Genomic DNA, 23,727 nt, shown 5'->3' on the forward strand with positions numbered 1-23,727 from the left:
CGCGCGCCCTTCCCCGGCTGCGCGGCCCACTCGGACCCCCGCATGCCCTTCTCCGACCCTGCGGCCTCCTCCGGACTCCTTACGCCCTCCTCCGGACTCCGCACGCCCTTCTTCGCTGTCCACACGCCCCGCCCCGGGCGACGCGGGTTGCCGCGTGGGTGAGGCGGCGGACCCGGTCCCCGGAATTCTCGGACAGGGGGGCGGCGACCGTGTGGGCGGTGGGGGTGATCGCCCTGCTGTGTGCCGTCTTCGGGGCGGTCCTGGCCATGGGGCAGGCGGTCGTGGTGCGCCACCGCGCGGCGGGAGCGGCCGACCTGGCGGCGCTCGCCGCCGCGGACCACTGGATGGACGGGAGCCCGGCGGCCTGCGCCGAGGCGGACCGGGTGGCCAGGGCCCAGCGCGCCCGGCTGGCGCGGTGCGCGGTGGAGGGCGAGATCTCGGACGTCACGGCCGTGTCGGGTACGGGCCCCTTCACCGTGGAGATCAGGTCCAGAGCGGGCCCCGCCGCACCGGTGGACCCGGCGGCTACTCCCGCGGCGCTCCCCGCAGCAGTTCGGTGAGCAGCCGGACGGCACCCCGTTTGTGCAACGGCTCATTGCCGTTGCCGCACTTGGGGGACTGGATGCAGGACGGGCAGCCCGCCTCGCACTCGCAGGAGGAGATGGCCTCACGGGTGGCGGTGAGCCAGGCACGGGCGGTGTGGAAGGCGCGTTCGGCGAAGCCCGCGCCGCCGGGGTGACCGTCGTAGACGAACACCGTGGGCAGCAGGGTGTCGGGGTGCAGCGGGACGGACACGCCGCCGATGTCCCAGCGGTCGCAGGTGGCGAACAGCGGGAGCATGCCGATCGACGCGTGTTCGGCGGCGTGCAGGGCGCCGCCGAGGATCTCCGGACCGATGCGGGCGGCGTCCAGCTGGTCCTCGGTGACCGTCCACCACACGGCACGCGTGCGGAGTGTGCGCGGAGGGAGGTCGAGCTTCGACTCGCCCAGTACTTCCCCGGTGATGACCCGACGGCGCAGGAAGGAGACGACCTGATTGGTGACTTCGACGGAGCCGAAGCACAACCGGCCCTCGCCCCAGGGGATTTCGGTGTCCGTCTCCAGGACGGAGATGGTGGTCGTGTCGCGGGCGACCGTCGAGTACGGCGGGTTGGCCTCCTCGACCAGTGCGACGGAGTCCTCCAGGTCCAGGTGCTTCACCAGGTACGTACGGCCCTGGTGCAGATGGACCGCGCCCTCGTGCACCGTCGTGTGCGCGGCGCCGGCGTCCACCGTGCCGAGCAGCCGCCCCGTTCCGGCCTCGACGATCTGCACCGGGCTGCCGCCCTCGCCGCGGATGTCGGTCAGGTCGGCGGCCCGCTCCCGGCGTGTCCAGTGCCAGGCCGTCGTCCGGCGGCGCAGCAGCTTCGCGGCCTCGAGCTGCGGCAGCAGATCCGCCGCGGCCGGGCCGAACAGCTCCAGATCCTCGTCCGTGAGGGGGATCTCGGAGGCGGCGGCGCACAAGTGGGGGGCGAGGACGTACGGGTTGTCGGGGTCTAGGACCGTGGACTCCACCGGCTGGTCGAACAGCGCTTCGGGATGGTGCACGAGGAACGTGTCCAGCGGGTCGTCGCGGGCGACCAGGATCGCGAGCGCGCCCTGTCCCGAGCGGCCGGCGCGGCCCGCCTGCTGCCACAGGGACGCCCGGGTGCCCGGGTAGCCCGCGATGACGACCGCGTCCAGTCCCGAGACGTCGACGCCGAGTTCGAGGGCGGTGGTGGCGGCGAGGCCGAGGAGTTCTCCGGAGTGCAGGGCTCGTTCGAGGGCGCGGCGTTCCTCGGGGAGGTAGCCGCCGCGGTACGCGGCCACGCGCCGGACGAGCGAGCGGTCGACCTCGGCCAGCCGCTCCTGGGCGATCACCGCGATCAGTTCGGCGGCGCGCCGGGACCGTACGAAGGCGACCGAGCGCACGCCCTGGACGGTCAGGTCGGTCAGGAGGTCGGCGGTCTCGGCGGTGGCGGTACGCCGGACGGGCGCGCCCTTCTCGCCGTGCAGTTCGGTGAGGGGGGGTTCCCAGAGGGCGAAGACCAGTTCGCCGCGCGGGGAGGCGTCGTCGGCGACCTCGACCACCGGGAGGCCGGTCAGGCGGCGGGCGGCGACGGAGGGTTCGGCTGCGGTCGCGGAGGACAGCAGGAAGACGGGTGAGGAGCCGTAGCGCGCGCACAGGCGGCGCAGTCGGCGCAGCACCTGGGCGACGTGGGAGCCGAAGACGCCGCGGTAGGTGTGGCACTCGTCGATGACGACGTACTTCAGGGCTCGGAGGAAGGAGGCCCAGCGAGGGTGGGAGGGAAGTATCCCGCGGTGCAGCATGTCGGGGTTGGTCAGGACGTAGTTGGCGTACTGGCGGACCCACTCGCGTTCCTCGACCGGGGTGTCGCCGTCGTACACGGCTGGTCGAACGGCGTTGCCCAGCGGTTGTGAAAGTTCCTTCACAGAACGGCGCTGATCGGCTGCGAGGGCCTTCGTGGGCGCCAGGTAGAGCGCGGTGGCCCCCCGGCCGTTCGGCGCCTCGGAGCCGTCCAGAAGGGCCGTGAGGACCGGCACGAGGTACGCCAGGGACTTGCCGGAGGCCGTGCCGGTGGCGACGATCACGGACTCGCCGTCCAGGGCGTGCTCGGCGGCGAGCGCCTGGTGGGCCCAGGGGTGCTCGATGCCCGCGGCCTGCACGGCGGCGACGACCTCCGATCGGATCCGATCGGGCCAGACGGCATGGCGACCCGCCCGCGGGGGCAAGTGCTCCGTATGAGTGATGCGCGAAGCCCGGCTCGGCCCCGAGGCGAGCCGGTCCAGGACCGTGCCCGGAGAGGGGCGGGAAGCGGTGTCCGCCGAGGTTCGATCGGATCGGTGATTCTTGGCCATCGGCATCGAGTGTGTCACTGGCGTGACGGACAATGGGCTCAAGGCGTCGTGCACGCCTGCCGGTAAGTGATTGAATGCCATCGCGGCTGGCGAACCGTCCCGGGGGCTCTGCCGAGGTGTCCCTTGGGGCGACCGCTCGATAGCAAGGTGCTGGAGGATCCGTGGACCTGTCCCTGTCGACCCGTACCGTCGGCGATCGTACGGTCGTCGAGGTCGGTGGCGAAATCGATGTATATACCGCGCCCAAGCTGCGTGAGCAGCTGGTCGAGCTGGTGAACGACGGCAGTTTCCATCTTGTCGTCGACATGGAGGGCGTGGACTTCCTCGACTCCACCGGGCTCGGCGTTTTGGTGGGCGGCCTGAAGCGTGTGCGTGCCCATGAGGGCTCGCTGCGACTGGTCTGCAACCAGGAGCGCATTCTGAAGATCTTCCGTATCACCGGTCTCACCAAGGTGTTCCCCATCCACACCTCGGTCGAGGAAGCGGTAGCGGCCACCGACTGACCCCGTCGCGGGGCGCCACGGGAGCGTGGCGTCCGAGACGGTAGAAGCAATGGAGGGGGACCGGGCCTCGGCGGCCCGGCCCCCTGACAGCACGCCCGTAGTTGAGGGGGATGCATGGCCACCGTTGAGCTCCGCTTCAGCGCGCTGCCCGAGCACGTCAGGACCGCCCGACTGGTGGCGGCAGCGGTGGCGCGCAGGGCCGGAGTGGACGAGGCCGTCCTCGACGAGGTCAGACTCGCCGTGGGCGAGGCCTGCACCCGTGCCGTCGGACTGCACCAGAGCGGCGGTATCTCGGCGCCGGTGCGGGTGACGCTGATCGAGGAGGAGAAGCAGTTCTCCATCGAGGTCGGCGACGAGGCACCGCGTTCGGTGCCCGGAGCGACGGCGCCCGGATCCTCTCCCGGTGATGCCGACACGGACGCCGAGGAGGACGAGATGGGCCTCGCGGTCATCAGCGGCCTCGTCGACGACGTGGAGGTCAGCGCCGACGAGCACGGTGGACTGATCAGGATGAGCTGGCCGACCACGCCGCCGGTCACGCTCGTTCCCTGATGTCCCCCTCGTAGCAGGACACGTACAAGACACACTCATCACACGAAGGGCCCTGCCTCGCAGGGCCCTTTTTCTTGCTCCCGGGCAGGTGAGATGACTGCGCGCGCCTTTCGTGAATTAGTTCACGATCATTCGGGTGATTATTTGATCAAGGGTCAACGCTTTTGGGGCATTACCTCTTTTGGGTTCTGTGAACGCCCGTCGATCATTTGCTGACGGGGATGTGAAGGCAAATTCCGTTTACCGCGTACTGTTTTGATCAGGTTCCGGTACCTACAATCCGTCCACATCTTGAGCTCAGCCCAAGCGTCAAGGAGGACGAATGGCGGGGCTTTCTACCCCTCAGCAGTTTGACCATCCCACAACCTTCGCAGCCGCAGTTCTGACCGACGACAACCGCATGATCGTGATGGTCATCGGCGTCGTCGCGCTGGCGGCCCTGGCGGTCGCCGGGGTCCTGGTACGACAAGTACTCGCGGCCGGCGAGGGCACCGACAGCATGAAGAAGATCGCGGCAGCGGTCCAGGAGGGCGCGAACGCCTACCTGGGGCGGCAGTTGCGCACCCTCGCGGTATTCGCCGCCGTGGTGTTCTTCCTGCTCATGCTGCTGCCCGCGGACGACTGGAATCAGCGTGCCGGAAGATCGATCTTCTTCCTGATCGGCGCGGTGTTCTCGGCGACCACCGGATATATCGGTATGTGGCTCGCCGTCCGGAGCAATGTCCGCGTGGCCGCCGCGGCACGGGAAGCGACCCCGGCGGCGGGTGAACCCGAAAAGGATCTCACCGCCGTCTCGCACAAAGCCATGAAGATCGCATTCCGTACGGGCGGCGTCGTCGGCATGTTCACGGTGGGGCTCGGTCTGCTGGGCGCCTCCTGTGTGGTGCTGGTGTACGCGGCCGACGCGCCGAAGGTCCTGGAGGGATTCGGGCTCGGCGCCGCGCTGATCGCCATGTTCATGCGTGTCGGCGGCGGCATCTTCACCAAGGCCGCCGACGTCGGCGCCGACCTGGTCGGCAAGGTCGAGCAGGGCATTCCGGAGGACGACCCGCGCAATGCCGCGACCATCGCCGACAACGTGGGCGACAACGTCGGAGACTGCGCCGGTATGGCCGCGGACCTCTTCGAGTCGTACGCCGTCACGCTCGTCGCCGCGCTGATCCTCGGCAAGGCGGCGTTCGGCGACTCCGGGCTCGCCTTCCCGCTGATCGTGCCCGCGATCGGCGTCCTCACGGCCATGGTCGGCATCTTCGCGGTGGCACCACGCCGATCCGACCGCAGCGGCATGTCGGCGATCAACCGCGGCTTCTTCGTCTCCGCGGTGATCTCCCTGGTGCTGGTCGCGGTGGCCGTCTTCGTCTACCTGCCGGGGAAGTACTCCGGCCTGGACGGCGTCACGGACGCGGCGATCAAGGCGAAGAGCGGCGATCCCCGGATCCTCGCGCTGGTGGCCGTCGCGATCGGCATCGTGCTGGCCGCGCTGATCCAGCAGCTGACCGGCTACTTCACCGAGACCACCCGCCGTCCCGTAAGGGACATCGGCAAGAGCTCACTCACCGGTGCGGCCACCGTCGTCCTCGCCGGTATCTCCATCGGTCTCGAATCGGCCGTCTACACCGCCCTGCTGATCGGTCTCGGCGTGTACGGGGCCTTCCTGCTCGGCGGCGCGTCCATCACGCTGGCGCTCTTCGCCGTGGCGCTCGCCGGGACCGGCCTGCTCACCACGGTCGGTGTCATCGTCGCCATGGACACCTTCGGCCCGGTCTCCGACAACGCCCAGGGCATCGCGGAGATGTCCGGCGACGTCACGGGCGCGGGCGCTCAGGTGCTCACCGACCTGGACGCGGTGGGCAACACCACCAAGGCCATCACCAAGGGCATCGCCATCGCCACGGCCGTCCTCGCCGCGTCGGCGCTCTTCGGGTCGTACCGGGACGCGATCCTGTCGGCCGCGAACGACGTGGGCGAGAAGGTCTCCGGGCCAGGCGCGCCGTTGAACCTGATGATGGACATCTCCCAGCCCAACAACCTGGTGGGGCTGATCGCCGGCGCGGCCGTGGTGTTCCTCTTCTCGGGCCTCGCGATCAACGCCGTGTCGCGTTCCGCGGGGGCCGTGGTCTACGAGGTGCGGCGGCAGTTCCGCGAGCACCCCGGGATCATGGACTACACGGAGAAACCCGAATACGGGCGGGTCGTCGACATCTGCACCAAGGACGCCCTGCGGGAGCTGGCCACCCCGGGTCTGCTCGCCGTCCTGGCGCCCATCGCCATCGGCTTCACACTCGGTGTCGGCGCGCTCGGCTCGTATCTCGCGGGCGCGATCGGCACCGGCACCCTGATGGCCGTCTTCCTCGCCAACTCCGGCGGCGCGTGGGACAACGCGAAGAAACTCGTGGAGGACGGTCACCACGGTGGCAAGGGCAGCGAGGCGCACGCCGCCACGGTGATCGGCGACACCGTCGGTGACCCCTTCAAGGACACCGCGGGACCGGCGATCAACCCCCTTCTGAAGGTGATGAACCTGGTGGCGCTGCTGATCGCGCCGGCGGTCGTCAGGTTCTCGTACGGCGACGACAAGAACCTCGCTCTGCGGTTCCTGATCGCGGTGCTCTCGTTGCTCGTGATCGTGGTCGCGGTGTACATCTCGAAGCGGCGGGGGATCGCCGTGGGCGACGAGGAGGACGCGGAACGGGTCTCCAAGTCACCGGACGCGGCGGTGGTTTCGTAGCTCCAGGGTTCTCCATCCGGTCAGGTACTGGCCAACGGGCGGGCGGGCGGTGCGTTTTGATGCGCCGCCCGCCCGCCTTGTGTGTGTTCACACCCTCACCGTGAGCCTTCTCTCGCTTGGTGCAAATGGCCCTAATAAGGGGTGAACCGGTCGCACGACCCGCGGATGTCGCTCGGATGGCGTGTATGTTCCGGGGCCGAGAGCCATGGAAGGGACCAATCCGGTGAACAAGACGCTCACGGCCGCACTGTCCGGCGGTGCGGTACTGGTACTGGCGCTGTCGGGATGCAGCAGCGACGACGGCAACAACGACAAGCTGAACTCCTGGGCCAAGCAGGTCTGTGACGCGGTGCAGCCGCAGGCCAAGAAGATCGAGGCCGCCAACGCCGCGATCCAGAAGGAGACCTCGGACAACAGCGCGCCGGACGCCGTCCGGAAGACGGACGCGCAGGCCTTCCAGGACATGTCCGACGCCTACAAGGCGATCGGCGCCGCCGTCGACGGCGCCGGCGCGCCCGACGTCACCGACGGCAAGAAGAAGAAGACGGACGCCGTGAAGGAGCTCAACGGCATCTCCGCGTCCTACGCCGCCCTCAAGAAGCAGGTCGACGGGCTCGACACGAAGGACCAGGCGAAGTTCGCGGACGGCCTCAAGGGCATCGCGACGCAGCTCACCAAGCTGAGCCAGAGCGGCAACGACGCGCTGAAGAAGCTGGAGGAGGGCGACGTGGGCAAGGCGATGGCGAAGCAGGCGAGCTGCAAGTCGGGGTCCTCGCCCTCCGCGGCCCAGGGCTGAGCGGCGGGCGGGCGCGCGATCGCCCGCCCCGACGAGGATCCGACGACCGTCCGGACCAGGACCCGGTACGCCCGCGTGCCGGGTCCCCGGCATGGGTGTCCACAGGAGTGCGCGCCCCTGTCCACCGGAGGCTGTCCACAGGAGTGCGCGCCCCTGTCCACCGGAGGCCGTCCACAGGAGTACGTGCCGTCGTCCACAGGAATGCGTGCCGGTCGGCGGGAGCGGACACAATGGGGGATGTGAGTCACACCAGCCTGCCACCGTTGCCCTCGTCCGACCGCGTCGACGTCGCCGCTCGGCTGCGGGACGCCCTGCTCGGCGCCTCGTTCACCGCCGACGGAATGCTCGACCTGCTCGGCGCACCCGCCTACGCGGCGCTGGCGCGCAGCGAGACCGTCCCCGCGCTCCGGGCGACCCGCGGGGACACCCCCCTGGAGACGCTCGTCCGGCTGTTCCTGCTGCAGCAGCCCGTGCCGCACGCGCGCGTGGCGGACGTGCTGCCGGTCGAGGACTGCCTGCGGAGCGGCTGGCTGACCCGGGTGGGCGGGGACGAGCTCACCGCGACGGTGGACGTCCGGCCGTACGGGGGACCGGCCGGCGAGGACTGGTTCATCGTGTCCGACCTCGGGTGCGCCGTCGGTGGCGCGGGCGGCATCGGAAGCCGTGAGGAGGGCGTCGTCCTCGGTGTGGGCGGCGCGTCCACGACCCTGGCCGGCATCACGGTCCGCGAGCCCGTCGCCGCCGCGCTCGACCTCGGCACCGGCTCCGGTATCCAGGCCCTGCACGCGGCCCAGCACGCCACCCGCGTGACCGCGACCGACCTCAACCCGCGCGCGCTGCACATCACCGCGCTCACCCTGGCGCTGTCCGGTGCCCCGGCGGCCGATCTGCGCGAGGGCTCGCTCTTCGAGCCGGTCGCGGACGACGAGACGTACGACCTGATCGTCTCCAACCCGCCCTTCGTGATCTCGCCCGACGCCCGGCTCACCTACCGCGACGGCGGGATGAGCGGGGACGATCTGTGCCGCACGCTCGTTCAGCAGGCGGGGGACCGGCTGAACGAAGGGGGATACGCCCAGTTCCTGGCCAACTGGCAGCACGTGGAGGGCGAGGACTGGCAGGACCGGCTGCGCTCCTGGGTGCCGCGTGGCTGTGACGCGTGGATCGTGCAGCGCGAGGTCCAGGACATCACGCAGTACGCGGAGTTGTGGCTGCGCGACGCGGGTGACCACCGCTCCGACCCGGCCGAGTACCAGGCACGGTACGACGCATGGCTGGACGAGTTCGAGGCGCGCAAGGTCAAGGCGGTCGGCTTCGGGTGGATCACCCTGCGCAGAACGGCGGCCGCCGAGCCCTCGATCACCGTCGAGGAGTGGCCGCACCCCGTCGAACAGCCGCTCGGCGACACCGTGCGCGCGCACTTCGCCCGTGTCGACTTCCTGCGGGCCAGCGACGACGCGGCGCTGCTCGCCGGGCACTTCAGGCTCACCGCCGAGGTGGTCCAGGAGCAGGTCGGGCTGCCCGGCGCCGAGGACCCGGAGCACGTGGTGCTGCGCCAGAACCGCGGGATGCGGCGGGCCACCAAGGTGGACACGGTCGGCGCGGGCTTCGCGGGCGTGTGCGACGGCACGCTGAGCGCCGGGCGGATTCTCGACGCCATCGCCCAACTGGTCGGTGAGGACCCGGTGTTGCTGCGCGACCGGACGCCCGGCCAGATCCGGCTGCTGGTGGAACAGGGGTTCCTCGAGCCCGCGGAGTGACGAGGGGCGCGCCTCCCGGCGGCCGGCGACACGCGCTCCGCCGGGCACCGGATGCTCCGTCGCGCACCCGGAAGCTCCGTCAGGCACCGGATGCTCCGTCGGGCACCGGATGCTCCGTCGGGCACCGATGCTCCCTCGGGCATCGGGAGCTCCGCCGGCCACCGTGTCGGGATCCCTACCGGGTCACCCGTCGGGACCTCCCTCCTGGGTCACCCGTCAGAACCTTCTCCCGGGTCACCCGCCAGGACGTTCCCCCGGGTCACCCGTATGGACCCCTCACCGGGGGCCTGGCCTTGGCCGGGATGCGAATTCGGCCAACATGCGTCCTGTGTCGGACGTTCGGGGTGATCCGCGCGCGGATGTGCCGCTCGCCGACCGGGGCCGGTGTCCCAGGACCCGCGACAGGCCGGGAGGCGGGGGTGAGCCGGTCGGTGAGGGTGAGCGCCGGGAGCGGCGAACGACGAATTCACCACAGTCCCGCGCCCCGGCGGATCGCTCCAGCCACCCGAGGACGCCCCGGAGGGCACCCGCGCGGTGCGCGGTCCGAGCCGTCCGGGCCCGCCGATGGGATGCCGTCCGCCCCGCGTTCACCGCAGGTTCGCACAGTCGCTTCCAGGGCGTGGCAACGTCCCGACCCTAGGACTCGGGGTGGAAGGGCATATCGATGGAAAGTGGACCGGCGATCTTCGTGGGCACGGTGTTCGCCCTGTTCGGAGGCGCGCTGCTGGCGTGGACGGTGGTGCGGCTGCGGCAGGGCGAGCCCATCGCCGTCGGTGTGAACCGCGTCGCATCGGCGACGGTCGCGAGCGTCGCCGGAGCGGGTGCGCTGGCACTCGGGATGTGGTGTTTCACGCGCGTGTGAGAGCCGCGACCCCGGTAACCGGGGGGTCACGCTCCGGTCAGGGCCGAAAGGGCAGCTGCGTACTCCGGGCGGCAGGAATGGCGGTAGTCGGGTTACCGTTCGAGTGGCCGTTGCGGGCTTTTCCCGTTTGACACGGGGGCGGGATGTACCGTCACACTCCGCAGCGTCAGCACGACCCGACCCCCGGGACCCAGGCCTGGGGAGCCCCCCTGCGTCGACCGGAGAGAAGAGCGAAGTTGTCCCCGACCAGCGACACCGCACACGGCGGCCGCCGACTCGTCATCGTCGAGTCGCCTGCCAAGGCGAAGACGATCAAGGGCTATCTCGGCCCCGGCTATGTCGTCGAAGCGAGCGTCGGGCACATCCGCGACCTCCCCAACGGCGCGGCGGAGGTGCCGGAGGAGTACACCGGCGAGGTACGCCGCCTCGGTGTGGACGTCGAGCACGACTTCCAGCCGATCTACGTGGTCAACGCTGACAAGAAGGCCCAGGTCAAGAAGCTCAAGGACCTGCTGAAGGACTCCGACGAACTCTTCCTCGCCACCGATGAGGACCGCGAGGGCGAGGCCATCGCGTGGCACCTCCTGGAGGTCCTGAAGCCCAAGGTCCCCGTCCACCGGATGGTCTTCCACGAGATCACCAAGGACGCGATCCGCAGCGCCGTCGCCAATCCGCGCGAGCTCAACCAGCGCATGGTCGACGCGCAGGAGACCCGCCGCATCCTGGACCGCCTCTACGGCTACGAGGTCTCACCGGTCCTGTGGAAGAAGGTCATGCCCCGCCTGTCGGCGGGCCGTGTCCAGTCCGTGGCGACCCGTCTCGTCGTCGAGCGGGAGCGCGAGCGCATCGCCTTCCGGTCCGCCGAGTACTGGGACCTGACCGGCACCTTCGGTACCGGCCGCCGTGGGGACGCCTCCGACCCGTCCTCCCTGGTCGCCCGTCTCACCGCGGTCGACGGCAAGCGTGTCGCCCAGGGCCGCGACTTCGACTCGCTCGGCCAGATCAAGGGCGCGAACACGCTCCACCTGGACGAGGCGAACGCCCGCGCGCTCGCCGCCGCCCTGGAGAACACCGACTTCTCGGTCCGCTCGGTCGAGTCCAAGCCCTACCGCCGTTCGCCGTACGCGCCGTTCCGCACGACGACGCTCCAGCAGGAGGCCTCGCGCAAGCTCGGCTTCGGCGCGAAGGCCACCATGCAGGTGGCCCAGAAGCTGTATGAGAACGGCTTCATCACGTACATGCGTACGGACTCCACGACCCTCTCGGAGACGGCGATCACCGCCGCCCGCACCCAGGTCACGCAGCTGTACGGCGCCGACTACCTGCCGGCCCAGCCGCGCACGTACGCCGGAAAGGTCAAGAACGCGCAGGAGGCGCACGAGGCGATCCGCCCCTCGGGTGATCGTTTCCGCACCCCGGCCGAGACGGGCCTGACCGGCGACCAGTTCAAGCTGTACGAGCTGATCTGGAAGCGGACCGTCGCCTCCCAGATGAAGGACGCGGTCGGCAACTCCGTCACGGTGAAGATCGCCGGCGCCGCCGCCGACGGCCGCGACGCCGAGTTCAGCGCGTCCGGCAAGACGATCACCTTCCACGGCTTCCTGAAGGCATACGTCGAGGGCGCGGACGACCCGAACGCCGAACTCGACGACCGCGAGCGCCGCCTCCCCCAGGTGGGTGAGGGCGACCCGCTGTCCGCCGAGGAACTCACGGTCGACGGGCACTCCACCAAGCCCCCGGCCCGCTACACCGAGGCCTCGCTGGTCAAGGAGCTCGAAGAGCGCGAGATCGGCCGCCCGTCGACGTACGCGTCGATCATCGGCACGATCCTCGACCGCGGCTACGTCTTCAAGAAGGGCACGGCCCTGGTGCCGTCCTTCCTGAGCTTCGCCGTGGTCAACCTCCTGGAGAAGCACTTCGGGCGGCTCGTCGACTACGACTTCACGGCCAAGATGGAGGACGACCTCGACCGCATCGCGCGGGGCGAGGCGCGCGCCGTGCCGTGGCTCCGGCGCTTCTACTTCGGTGAGGGCGAGGCCACCGGTGCCGCCGAGGCCGGGAACGGCGACGGCGACCACCTGGGCGGCCTCAAGGAGCTCGTCACCGACCTGGGCGCCATCGACGCCCGCGAGGTGTCGTCCTTCCCCGTCGGCGACGGCATCGTGCTCCGCGTCGGCCGCTACGGCCCCTACGTCGAGCGCGGTGAGAAGGACTCCGAGAACCACCAGCGCGCGGACGTGCCCGAGGACATGGCCCCGGACGAACTCTCCGTCGAGCTGGCGGAGGAGCTGCTCGCCAAGCCCAGCGGCGACTTCGAACTCGGCAACGACCCGGAGTCGGGCCACCAGATCATCGCGCGGGACGGCCGCTACGGCCCGTACGTCACCGAGGTGCTCCCCGAGGGCACCCCGAAGACGGGCAAGAACGCCGTCAAGCCGCGTACCGCGTCCCTCTTCAAGTCCATGTCGCTGGACACGGTGACCCTTCAGGACGCCCTCAAACTGATGTCCCTGCCGCGCGTCGTCGGCAAGGACGCGGAGGGCGTGGAGATCACCGCGCAGAACGGGCGCTACGGGCCGTACCTGAAGAAGGGCACGGACTCGCGCTCCCTCCAGACCGAGGACCAGCTCTTCAGCATCACGCTCGAAGAGTCGCTGGAGATCTACGCCCAGCCCAAGCAGCGTGGCCGTGCGGCCGCCAAGCCGCCGCTGAAGGAACTGGGCGAGGACCCGGTCAGCGCGAAGCCCGTCGTGGTCAAGGACGGCCGTTTCGGGCCGTACGTGACCGACGGCGAGACCAACGCGACCCTGCGGTCCGGGGACAGCGTCGAGGACATCACTCCGGAGCGCGGCTTCGAGCTGCTCGCCGAGAAGCGCGCCAAGGCCCCGGCCAAGAAGACCGCGAAGAAGGCCGCCGCCAAGAAGACGGCCACCAAGAAGGCCCCTGCCAAGAAGGCCGCCGCGAAGAAGACGACGACGTCGAAGACGGCCGCCAAGAAGGCGCCCGCCAAGAAGACCGCCGCCAAGAAGACGGCCGCTTCCGAGAGCTGAGGCCGGGCCGGTACCGCCCGGCAGATGTGGACGCCCCCGTACCTTCCGGTGTGGGGGCGTCCACATGTTCGGGCACCCCTCCGGACAGTCAGTGGGTCCCGATAGGCTTGCAGAATGACGCGAGCCGAGCAGCCTACGGCCCACACTCCGGCCCCCGACGACGCCCTGGTCGCGGATTCGCGCGAGCGCGCCGTGCGCGCGCTGCTGCGCCAGCCGCAGCTGAAACGCCTGTGGGGCGCCCACCTCGTGGGGAGTGTCGCCGACGCCCTGGCCCTGCTTGTGCTGGTCGTTCTCGTCCTCCAGGCGGCGGTCGCCGAGGGCTCCTTCGGCGGCGGCTACCGCGGCGTGGCCCTCGCGGTGTCCGCGGTCTTCGCGGCGCGCGTGCTCGCGACGCTGCTCTTCGGAGCGGTCCTGCTGGGCCCGCTCACCTCGCTGACGTCGAACGACGGCCCGCTCGACAGGCGCTGGACCATGGTCGGCGCCGACGGCCTGCGTGCCCTGCTGCTGATCGTCGCGCCCCTGTGGATCGACTGGACACCGGACGACGCCCTCGCCGTCCTCCTGGTCGTCGCGTTCGTGACCGGCGTGGCCGAGCGCTTCTGGACGGTGAGCCGGGAGGGCGCGGCCCCCGCGCTGCTGCCGGCACCGCCCCTGGAGGGCGCCACGGTGCGCCCGCTGCCGGACCACATGGACGCGCTGCGGCGCCTGTCCCTGCGTACCGCGTTCGTGGCGGTGCCGGTCGCGGCCGCGGCGCTCGTCGTGGCGTCCCTCGTCAACAATCTGCTGGGTGCCGGGATCGCCTGGTTCGACCAGCACCAGGGGGCGCTCGCCTCGTACGTCGCCGCCGGGCTGTTCGCCGCCTCGCTCTCCGTGCTCACGTTCCTCGAACTGCCCGACACCCGCACCCCCCGCGCCCGCTCGCCCCTGGAGGGCCTGCGCCGCCCCAAGACGGGCACCGGTGTCGACAAGGGCCGTACCGGCGTGATCCCGCTCCTGGTGCTCGCCTGCGCGGCCGTCGCCGCGGCGATCGCGGCCTCCGTCGCGGTCTCCGTGCTGCAGGCCAAGGACCTGGGCGGCGGACCGGTCACGTACGGGCTGCTGGTGCTGGCGCTGACCGGCGGTGTCGTCGTCGGTATCCGCACCGCCGCCAAGGTGCTGCCTTCGCTGTCCCGCCGCCGGCTGCTCTCCCTCGCGATCGCCTTCACCGGTATCGCCCTGCTGGCCGCCGGACTCGTCCCGGACGTCACCACCGTGCTGCTGATCGTCGCCCTCGCCGGCGTCGGCGCGGGTGTCGCCGCGAACACCGGGCACGCGCTGCTCGACCAGGAGACCGAGGAGTACCGGCGGCCGCGCACCACCGAACACCTGCACGCGGTCGTACGGATCTCCGTGGCGCTCGGCGCCCTGCTGGGACCCCTGGTGGCGGCCGCGATCGGACCGCACCGCCTGGAGAACGGCAAGTTCGTGTTCGCGCACGGCGGCGCCGCCTTCACCCTGATGCTGGTGGGCGCCCTGCTGCTGCCCGTCGCCGCCCTGGTGCTCGCCAAGGTCGACGACCGCGCGGGCGTGCCGCTGCGCCACGACCTGCTGGACGCCCTGCGCGGCGGCGACGACCCGCTGCCGACGCCCGCCGGGAACGGGTTCTTCATCGCGCTGGAGGGCGGTGACGGGGCCGGGAAGTCGACCCAGGCCGAGGCGCTCGCCGAGTGGATCCGGGCCAAGGGCCACGAGGTCGTGGTGACCCGCGAGCCCGGTGCCACACCGGTCGGCAAGCGGCTGCGGTCGATCCTGCTGGACGTGTCGTCGGCTGGTCTGTCGCACCGCGCGGAGGCCCTGCTGTACGCCGCCGACCGCGCGGAGCACGTGGACACCGTGGTGCGGCCCGCGCTGGAGCGCGGTGCCGTCGTCATCTCCGACCGCTACATCGACTCCTCGGTGGCCTACCAGGGCGCCGGCCGCGACCTGTCGCCCACCGAGATCGCCCGCATCAACCGGTGGGCGACCAACGGCCTGGTGCCGCACCTCACGGTGCTGCTCGACGTCTCCCCGGAGGCGGCGCGCGAGCGGTTCACGGAGGCGCCGGACCGGCTGGAGTCGGAGCCCGTCGAGTTCCACACGCGCGTGCGGTCCGGTTTCCTGACGCTGGCCGCGGCCGATCCCGGCCGCTATCTGGTCGTCGACGCCGCGCAGGAGCCCGAGGCGGTCACCACCGTCGTCCGGCACCGCCTCGACGTGATGCTGCCCCTCTCCGAGGCCGAGGTGAAGGCCCAGGAGGAGGCGCGCAAGGCGGCCGAGGAGGAGGTCCGGCGCAAGGCGGAGGAAGAGGCCGCCCGCAAGGCCGAGGAGGAGCGCCAGGAGCGCGAGCGCCAGGAACAGCTCGCCCGGCTGCGCGCGGAGGAAGAGGAACGCAAGCAGCGCGAGCTGGAGGAGGCCCAGCGTCGCGAGGCGGAGCGGCAGGCGGAGGAGGCCCGGCAGCGTGCCGAGGACGCCCGCCGCCGGGCCGAGGAGGAGCGGGCCCGTCTGCTGGCCGAGGAGAAGGTCAGGGCGGCCGAGCAGGAACGGCTGCGCAAGCAGGCCGAGGAGGAGGCCCGGCTGCGCGCCGAGGCGGAGACCCGGCGTCTGGAGAAGCAGCGCAAGGCCGAGGAGGCGCTGCTGCGCGCGGAGCGGGCACGGCGTGCCGCGGCGGAGACGGCGGCCGCTTCGGCGGCGGCCGCGGCCGCCGCGAGCGCCGCGGCGTCCTCGCCTTCCACCGGAACCGCTCCGTCCGCCGGGGCTTCGGCATCCGCCGCCCCATCGGCCTCCGCTCCGGAGAGGACCCCGATCCCGGCCTCGTCGCAGGCTTCCGCTCGGGCCGGCACCGGTACCGGTACCGCCACCGGCACCGAGTCCGACAACGAGACGACCGTGCCCACGCCGGTCGTCGAGCCCCCGCACGCGTCAGGTGGCGCGGTGGACGACACCGCGGTGCTGTCGCCGGTACGGGACAGGGGCGACCGCGGTTCCCGGTCCGACTCCGAGGAGACGGCCAAGCTGCCGAAGCCGCCCGTGCCGGAGGACACCGCGGAGCGGACGACGGTCCTGCCGCCGGTCGGGGGAGCCGCGGACGAGACGGCGGTCCTGCCGCCGGTGGCACCCCGCGCGGCCGACGAGACGGCCGTCCTGCCTCCCGTACGGGACAGGGACTCGGAGTCGGACAGTGACTCGGGCAGGGACAGGGGCACCGGCAGGGGCAGCGGGAGCGATTCGTCCGGGGACCCGGCGGACCGGGTGCCCCCGGGCTACTTCCGGGACGAGCGCCAGGCGGCGCGGCGGTCCGACGACGGGGTGGACCGTACCCGCGAGCTGCCCCAGGTGGACGCCTCGGGCACGCCCCGCCGCCGCCCGCGTCCCGACTGGGCCGAGGAGACACCGCTCGACGACCTCCCGACCCTCGCGGACGAGCTGCTGGGCCCGCGGGACGACGACGAAGCGGACGAGGGGCGCGGCGGGCGTGACGGGCGCGAGGGGCCTGAGGGGCGCGGCGGGAACCGTCGCTGAATCCAGGGCCCTGGCCGCTGTCCGGGCGGTCACCGGCGCGGGGGCGGGGTGGGGTGACCGCCGGGTGCGGTCCTCGTGACCCCGGGGCCCGTTGTCAGTGGCGACCCGCACAATGGACGCGGCAAGGCAAAGTGCGACGAAAGGGCGGTGCCCCGTGCCCGTATGGGACGACCTGGTGGGCCAGGACAAGGTGAGCGAGCAGCTCGCCGCCGCCGCGCGGGACGCGGACGCCCTGGTCACGGCCGTCGCCGGGGCCGCCCCGCCCCCCGAGGCGTCCAGGATGACCCACGCGTGGCTGTTCACCGGCCCGCCCGGCTCGGGCCGTTCCACCGCGGCGCGCGCCTTCGCCGCGGCGCTCCAGTGCGTGAGCCCCGACCGCGCCCTGGGCGGAGTCCCCGGCTGCGGCTTCTGCGACGGCTGTCACACCAGCCTGATCGGGACGCACGCCGACGTACAGATCGTCCGCACCGACCTCCTCTCCATCGGTGTGAAGGAGACCCGTGACCTGGTCCGCCGCGCCCAGCTGTCACCCGCCGTCGGCCGCTGGCAGGTCATCGTCCTGGAGGACGCGGACCGGCTGACGGAGGGTGCGGGCAATGTGCTGCTGAAGGCCGTCGAGGAGCCGGCGCCGCGTACGGTCTGGCTGCTGTGCGCGCCCTCCATCGAGGACGTCCTGCCCACCATCCGCTCCCGCTGCCGCCTGCTGACCCTGCGTACGCCATCGGTGGAAGCGGTCGCCGACATCCTCGTACGGCGTGACGGCGTCGACCCCGATGTCGCCGCGGCCGCGGCGAGCGCGACACAGGGGCACATCGGGCGGGCCCGGCGCCTCGCCACGGATCCGCGTGCCCGTGAGCGCCGGGCTGCCGTCCTCAAGCTCCCGCTCCGGGTCGACGACGTCGGGAGTTGCCTCAGGGCTGCCCAGGAGCTGGTCGACACCGCGTCGGAGGACGCCAAGCAGCTCGCCGAGGAGGTCGACGTGAAGGAGACCGAGGAGCTGAAGACCGCCCTGGGCGCGGCGCAGGGCGGCCGTATGCCGCGCGGCACCGCGGGCGTCATGAAGGAGCTGGAGGACCGGCAGAAGCGCCGCAGGACGCGCACCCAGCGCGACAGTCTGGACCTCGCGCTCATCGACCTCACGGGTTTCTACCGCGACGTCCTCGCCCTCCAGCTCGGCTCCCGCCTGGCCATCGCCAACGCGGCTTCCGGGGATGTGCTGGAGAGACTGGCCCGCGGCGGCTCGCCGGAGGCGACCCTGCGGCGGATCGACGCCATCGCCGCGTGCCGCGAGGCCCTGGACCGCAATGTGGCACCGCTGCTGGCGGTGGAGGCGATGACGATGGCGCTGCGCGCGGGCTGACGCGACCGTCTGGGATACGGGGTGGGCTGACGGCGTCGTCGGGACGTGGCGTACAGGCCGAGGGTCTCGTCGGGACGTGGCGCGCGGGCTGACGGGGGTCCTTGGGGCCCGGGGTGTGCGAGGTTGACGATGTCACTCGTACGAGGCGCGTATGCCACTGAAGGTGATCAATCGATCGCGCGAGGTTACGCTCGCGGAATGTACTTCAGGCGCATCCTCAGGCCCCTCCGCAGGGGCGGCATGCTGCTGGCCGCCACGACGCTGCTCGTCTCCGCCTGCTCCACGGAGAGTTTCACCACGACGGCGTCGGCGCCGACGTCGGCGCAGGCGGTGCTGACCCCACTGCCCCGCACCACGCCCGCGACGCTGACGTCGTACTACGAGCAGAAGCCGGCCTGGCGCTCCTGCGGTGCGCCCGGCTTCGAATGCACCACGATGAAGGTGCCGCTCGACTACGACGACGCCGCCTCGGGCGCCATCAAACTGGCCGTGGCCCGCAAGAAGGCCACGGGGCCGGGGAAGCGGATCGGCTCGCTGCTGGTCAACCCGGGTGGTCCGGGCGGCTCGGCGGTCGGATACCTGCAGGCGTACGCGGGGCTCGGCTACCCGGCGCAGGTCCGTGCCCGTTACGACATGGTCGCGGTCGACCCGCGCGGAGTGGCCCGCAGCGAGCCGGTCGAATGCCTCAGCGGCCCGGAGATGGACGCGTTCACGAAGACGGACATGACTCCCGACAACACGAGGGAGACGGCCGAACTGGTCGACGCCTACAAGAAGTTCGCCGAGGGGTGCGCCCGGCATTCGCCCAAGGTGCTGCGTCATGTCTCCACGGTCGAGGCGGCCCGTGACATGGACATCCTGCGTGCGGTTCTGGGCGACCAGAAGCTGAACTACGTGGGAGCGTCGTACGGGACGTTCCTGGGAGCGACGTACGCGGGCCTGTACCCGCAGCGGGTGGGCCGTATGGTCCTGGACGGCGCGCTGGACCCCTCGATCACCGCCCGCAAGCTCAACGAGGACCAGACGGCGGGCTTCGAGACGGCCTTCCAGTCCTTCGCGAAGGACTGCGTGCGCCACAGCGGCTGCCCACTGGGCGGCCGGGGGACCAGCCCGGACCAGGTGGGCAAGAACCTCAGCGCCTTCTTCAAGAAGCTCGACTCGGACCCGATCCCGACGGGCGACGCGGACCGCCGCCAGCTCACCGAGTCGCTCGCGACGACGGGCGTGATCGCGGCCATGTACGACGAGGCGGCCTGGCCCCAGCTGCGCGAGGCGCTCAGCTCGGCGATGAAGGACAAGGACGGGGCGGGCTTGCTCGCCCTCTCCGACAGCTATTACGAGCGTGACCCCAAGGGCCACTACACGAACCTGATGTACGCCAACGCGGCCGTGAACTGCCTCGACCTCCCCGCCGCCTTCTCCACCCCCGACCAGCTGGAGAAAAGCCTCCCCGCCTTCGAGAAGGCGTCCCCCGTCTTCGGTGAGGGCCTGGCCTGGGCCTCCCTGAACTGCGCGTACTGGCCCGTGAAACCGACGGGGGAGCCCCACCGCATCGAGGCGAAGGGCGCCGGCCCGATCCTGGTGGTCGGCACCACCCGGGACCCGGCCACCCCCTACGCCTGGGCCGAGTCCCTCGCCCGACAGCTCTCCTCCGCCACGCTCCTGACCTACGTCGGCGACGGCCACACCGCCTACGGTCGCGGCAGCGCCTGCATCGACACCGCGATCAACCGCTACCTCCTCGACGGCACCCCTCCGCCCAAGGGAAAGCGCTGCTCATAGCCCTCCCACACGCCCCGGATCCGGGCCCTCCGGGGCGTGTACGGAGCACTCTCGGAAACTGTGTAGACTTACCGACGTTGCTGATCGCACCATAGTGCGGACAGCGCGCCGCCTTAGCTCAGATGGCCAGAGCAACGCACTCGTAATGCGTAGGTCTCGGGTTCGAATCCCGAAGGCGGCTCTGTAGAAGCCCCAGGATTCTCACTCGCCGTGACCTGGGGCTTTTGCTTTTTCTCGAGCGGCTTCCGGTCCGAACCACTGACCGACGGGACCTCAGGGCTGAGGTCTGACGGGAGCCTGCGGTACAGATCCGCGCGTGGGCTTCGCCCAAGAGCCGGGCACCTACCCCCGGCCTCACCTTGTCGTGATCCTGACCGACGACCGGACCCCTGACCGGCCGCACAGCTGCCATGCCGGATCGTGATGGGCCTGCGCCTGCGCCTGCGCCCGTGTCAGGGCAGGCACTCGTCCGGATCGAGGACGATCCCGACCACGTATCGGACGCACCGCCCGACCGGACGCGAGCGGATGTCATCGAGGGTGCCCGACACCGTCGGATCGCTCCGGACGACATCCGAACAGCGCGAGGGGCAGGGGCGGTTGAGGTCTCCTACGGGTCCAATAAACCCGCTCGCGCTCCTACCGGGGGCAACCGCTAGAGTCCGTGCGTTGCGTGATGTTCACAGCAACCGCACAAAAGCGCGCGGCCGGCCTCCGGAGACACCCGGGGCAGCGGGGCCGCGCCATTCCCGTGGGGGGAATCCAGCAGTGAGAACACGCTCTTTGGTGTCGGCGGCCGTGTCCGCCGCGCTGGGCGCCGCGCTCCTCGCCGCGCCTGCGCTGGCGTACGCGGCCGACGACGGCACGTCCGGGCAGGACCCGGCGGCCACCGCGACCGCGAACCCGACGGCCGATCCGGCCACGGCGGATACGCCCACCAGCGCCCCGTCGGGAACTCCTTCGGACACTCCGAACCCGACCGACCCGCCCATCGGCGAACCGTCGGACACCCCGACTCCCACCGATCCGACCCCGTCCGACCAGCCCTCCGGCGACCCGACGTCCGACCCGACGTCCGATCCGAGCGGCGGCACGCTCGCCGACGGCACCGGCGCCCCGGTGTTCGGCAACGTCGGTTCCGACCCTTCCGACGCCGGGTTCGTGACGGTCGCCGTCTCCTCCGATTCGGCGATCACCGAGGTGTCCGCCGATCTGACCGAGGTGCGCGGCGCGAACCCGGTGACCGTCACGGTCACCGGCTTCACGCTCGTCTCCGGCACGGCGCAGGACGGCGTCTGGCGCTCGCCCCGAATGTCGCAACTGCCGTCGTACGGCGGCTACGACGTGACGGTCAGCGCCCAGGACAGCGATGGCGACACCGCCTCGGCCGCACATGCCACCACCGTGGACGTCGAGCCGAAGCCGGTCTTCGCCGACCGCAGCATCAGCCCCGCCGTACTGGACGTGGAGCACACGCACGTCACGCTCAGCGGTCGCATCTCGCTCTTCGACCCGATCACCGGCGACACCGCGCCGCTGGCAGGCAAGTCGCTGAGCGTCGTGGCCGAGTACGCCTACAGCGCCGTCACCGCCGCCGACGGCAGCTACGCGATCGACGTGGCACCGAAGTTGAACGGCGAGAACGACACGTCCGTGCCGGTCTCCCTCTCCTTCTGGATCGCCAACCCCGACGGCACGAACACCTATGTGCTCGTCGACACGAAGACCCTGCCGGTCGTGGTCAGCCCGAGCCGGATTCGGCTGGACCACTCCAGCGTGCAGATCAAGTTCGGCGCCAAGGCGTCCTCGTCCGGTGTCGTGGAGTACCTGTACAACGGCACCTGGCGCCCGGCCAAGGGCGTCGCACTCGACATGGGCTACTACGCCACGGCGACCAGCGGTGTCGGCGGGCGCTTCACCCTCACCGACCCGTACATCCCGTACGACGACGGCACGTACACCGTCGAGACGACCCGGGACAGCTACCTGGCCGACCCGTATCTGACTGCCTCGCAGGCGCAGTTCAAGGTCGACGTCATCAACCGGACGAACATCTGCTTCTGTTCGAGCTGGATCGACGAGTACTCCAACCTGCACATCCAGGGCAGCATGAGCGCCAGCAACGGCAAGGTGCCGCCGAACCGGAAGCTGTACCTCCAGCAATCGGCCGACGGCAAGACCGGCTGGAAGTCGCTCGGCTGGTTCACCGCGAAGTCCAACGGCACCTTCGACCTCGACGGGCACGTGGCGGTGCCGAAGGGCTACTGGCGGCTGTACTCGACGGGGTCGTCGGACTACCAGTCCGGCTACTCCAACTCCGTGCACTTCAACCGCACCGCCACCCGGATCACCGGCTTCAACGCCGGTCCCGAGCCGGTGCGCAAGGGCCACACCGTGACCGCCACCGGCACCTTGCAGCGACTGAGCGGCACGAAGTGGGTGGCGTTCGGCAAGCAGCGCGTCTACATCGTCTTCCAGGCGAAGGGCAAGAAGTCCTGGACGGGGCTCGGCTCCGTCAAGGCCGACTCGCACGGCCACTTCACCGCCCGCTTCACCGCGAAGCAGGACGGCACCTGGGTCGGGGTCTATCTCGCGTCCGGCTCCTACGTGGACGCCGAGAGCTACCACGACTACGTGGACGTGCGCTGACCGGCGCCGAGTCACGAGCACCACGAAGGGCGCCCCGGGGACTCCGGGGCGTCCTTCGCCTTTACGGATGCGTGATTGCCCCGGTCCAGAGGTTTTCGGACGATGGCCGGGATGCGCGGATCGTGTGGTGCCGCGGCGTCCGGTCCCGCTCGATGCGCTGGTTCTGACGGCACATAGTCGTTTCGTTCATGGCTCTATCGAAGCAACCGCCTTCCGGCGGGAGATCCGTCGCGCTACTCAGATCGAGGGGCGTCTTCCTACTCGACCCTGCCGCGTCCGGGAAGGAGCGGGGGACGGCCGATTCGCAGGCGGGTGTGGCCCGTTGTGTCCTGGTGGCCACGGCCGACAACGCGTCCCCAGGTGGTCGGTGGCATCCGGGTGGCCGCAGAGCGGGCCCGCCGTGTCATGCGCAGGCGCCCGCCCGTTGAGGGGATGAGCGCGGCGGCGTCACCGGGTCTTTCGGGTGTGGCCGCGTCTCTTGGCGTGGTGACGGTGGGGCCGGGTTCCTGGAGGGGCAGGGCGGTGTGCTCCCGCTCGTTGGTCGCCGGGGGCGCGAGAGGGATCACGGGCGATGGTTCGCCGAGGGTGCCGATCGGAGGACGTGGCCGTCGGCATGGTCAGCCGCGCGGCCAGGGGCGTCCGTCGAGTCGCTCGATGTCGCGGTTGAAGCGGCTGAGGTAGGCGGCGAACTCGGCCACGTCCTCGGCGGTCCAGTCGACCATGACCTTCTCCAGACCCTCCAGGTTCTCGGTCCGGTGGATGTCCAGACGGCGTTCGCCCTCGGCGGTGATGGCGAACTTGCGGGCCATCCCGCCCTCGGGGTCGGGCGTCCGCTCGACGACCCCGGCCCGCACCATCGCGGCGGTCTGCCGGTTGAGGGTCGAGGCGTCCAGGCCGAAAGCCTCGCTGAACTCGCCGATCGACATCGGCCCCTGCGCCTGGATGCGGCTGAGCAGGACGTACGCACTGCGGTCCAGCCGCTCCTCGCCGGCCCCACGCGCCCGCGGGTTGAGCATGTGCATGTGCCGCCCGAGCAGCATGGTCTCGAATTCCAGCAGATCAAGTGGCTTGTCCACGCGAGGCATCCTTCAGTTCCCGGCTCGCTTCCCCTGTCAGGGGAACTGCCTGCGGCTAGATATACCACCCATATGTGCATCATACACTCGACATGTACCGTGCACATCTCCCCATGCCGGGAACGGCGGCCCATGACGGCGCATGGGCGGCCCACGGCGATCCCGCGGCGATTC

The 23,727-nt window shown here is 71.0% G+C and carries 14 protein-coding genes and 1 tRNA gene; 13 read left to right on the plus strand and 2 right to left on the minus strand.

Features of this window, described 5'->3' with window-relative positions; translation table 11 throughout:
- Positions 1–158 precede the first annotated feature (158 nt).
- Positions 159–560, plus strand: coding sequence for an Rv3654c family TadE-like protein (locus ACFVTC_RS34480; RefSeq protein ID WP_390132404.1), 402 nt, complete (start codon positions 159–161; stop codon positions 558–560).
- Here ACFVTC_RS34480 and ACFVTC_RS34485 read toward each other — a convergent pair.
- Positions 526–2,979 (minus strand): DEAD/DEAH box helicase, encoded by a 2,454-nt coding sequence (locus tag ACFVTC_RS34485; protein ID WP_390132405.1) that lies wholly within the window; start codon positions 2,977–2,979, stop codon positions 526–528. The genes ACFVTC_RS34480 and ACFVTC_RS34485 overlap by 35 nt on opposite strands.
- Before the next feature lie 80 nt (positions 2,980–3,059).
- Here ACFVTC_RS34485 and bldG point away from each other — a divergent pair, with 80 nt between their 5' ends.
- The 12 genes from bldG (at position 3,060) to ACFVTC_RS34545 (ending at position 22,477) form a co-directional block, all read left to right on the plus strand.
- On the plus strand, positions 3,060–3,401 hold the full coding sequence (gene bldG, locus ACFVTC_RS34490; RefSeq protein WP_003975386.1) for an anti-sigma factor antagonist BldG: 342 nt from the start codon (positions 3,060–3,062) through the stop codon (positions 3,399–3,401).
- Between the two features lie 114 nt (positions 3,402–3,515).
- Positions 3,516–3,953, plus strand: coding sequence for an ATP-binding protein (locus tag ACFVTC_RS34495; RefSeq protein ID WP_390132407.1), 438 nt, complete (start codon positions 3,516–3,518; stop codon positions 3,951–3,953).
- Between the two features lie 322 nt (positions 3,954–4,275).
- Entirely contained in the window at positions 4,276–6,681 is a 2,406-nt protein-coding gene (locus ACFVTC_RS34500) for a sodium-translocating pyrophosphatase (protein ID WP_390132408.1), read from the plus strand.
- Between the two features lie 205 nt (positions 6,682–6,886).
- On the plus strand, positions 6,887–7,477 hold the full coding sequence (locus ACFVTC_RS34505) for a small secreted protein (RefSeq protein WP_390132409.1): 591 nt from the start codon (positions 6,887–6,889) through the stop codon (positions 7,475–7,477).
- Between the two features lie 239 nt (positions 7,478–7,716).
- Positions 7,717–9,237 (plus strand): methyltransferase, encoded by a 1,521-nt coding sequence (locus tag ACFVTC_RS34510; protein WP_390132410.1) that lies wholly within the window; start codon positions 7,717–7,719, stop codon positions 9,235–9,237.
- Between the two features lie 664 nt (positions 9,238–9,901).
- Positions 9,902–10,099, plus strand: a complete 198-nt coding sequence (locus tag ACFVTC_RS34515; RefSeq protein ID WP_168529291.1) for a hypothetical protein — start codon at positions 9,902–9,904, stop codon at positions 10,097–10,099.
- A 236-nt stretch (positions 10,100–10,335) separates the two neighbouring features.
- The gene (gene topA, locus ACFVTC_RS34520) at positions 10,336–13,149 is read left to right on the plus strand and encodes a type I DNA topoisomerase (protein ID WP_390132411.1); all 2,814 of its coding nucleotides are present in this window, start codon (positions 10,336–10,338) and stop codon (positions 13,147–13,149) included.
- A 114-nt stretch (positions 13,150–13,263) separates the two neighbouring features.
- Positions 13,264–16,686, plus strand: coding sequence for a dTMP kinase (gene tmk, locus ACFVTC_RS34525; RefSeq protein WP_390132412.1), 3,423 nt, complete (start codon positions 13,264–13,266; stop codon positions 16,684–16,686).
- Between the two features lie 154 nt (positions 16,687–16,840).
- Positions 16,841–18,046: a DNA polymerase III subunit delta' gene (locus ACFVTC_RS34530; RefSeq protein WP_390132413.1), complete on the plus strand. Its 1,206-nt coding sequence runs from the start codon at positions 16,841–16,843 to the stop codon at positions 18,044–18,046.
- Between the two features lie 198 nt (positions 18,047–18,244).
- Positions 18,245–19,828: an alpha/beta hydrolase gene (locus ACFVTC_RS34535; protein WP_390132414.1), complete on the plus strand. Its 1,584-nt coding sequence runs from the start codon at positions 18,245–18,247 to the stop codon at positions 19,826–19,828.
- 107 nt (positions 19,829–19,935) lie between these two features.
- Positions 19,936–20,009: transfer RNA gene (locus tag ACFVTC_RS34540), tRNA-Thr, on the plus strand.
- Between the two features lie 587 nt (positions 20,010–20,596).
- Complete coding sequence (locus ACFVTC_RS34545; RefSeq protein ID WP_390132415.1) at positions 20,597–22,477, plus strand: hypothetical protein; 1,881 nt, start codon at positions 20,597–20,599, stop codon at positions 22,475–22,477.
- A gap of 617 nt (positions 22,478–23,094) precedes the next feature.
- Here the strand turns inward: ACFVTC_RS34545 and ACFVTC_RS34550 are convergent.
- Positions 23,095–23,553, minus strand: coding sequence for a MarR family winged helix-turn-helix transcriptional regulator (locus tag ACFVTC_RS34550; protein ID WP_390132416.1), 459 nt, complete (start codon positions 23,551–23,553; stop codon positions 23,095–23,097).
- Positions 23,554–23,727 lie beyond the last annotated feature (174 nt).

Origin of the sequence: Streptomyces sp. NPDC057950, from assembly GCF_042887295.1 — a bacterium.
GTDB classification, from domain to species: Bacteria; Actinomycetota; Actinomycetes; order Streptomycetales; family Streptomycetaceae; genus Streptomyces; species Streptomyces kaempferi.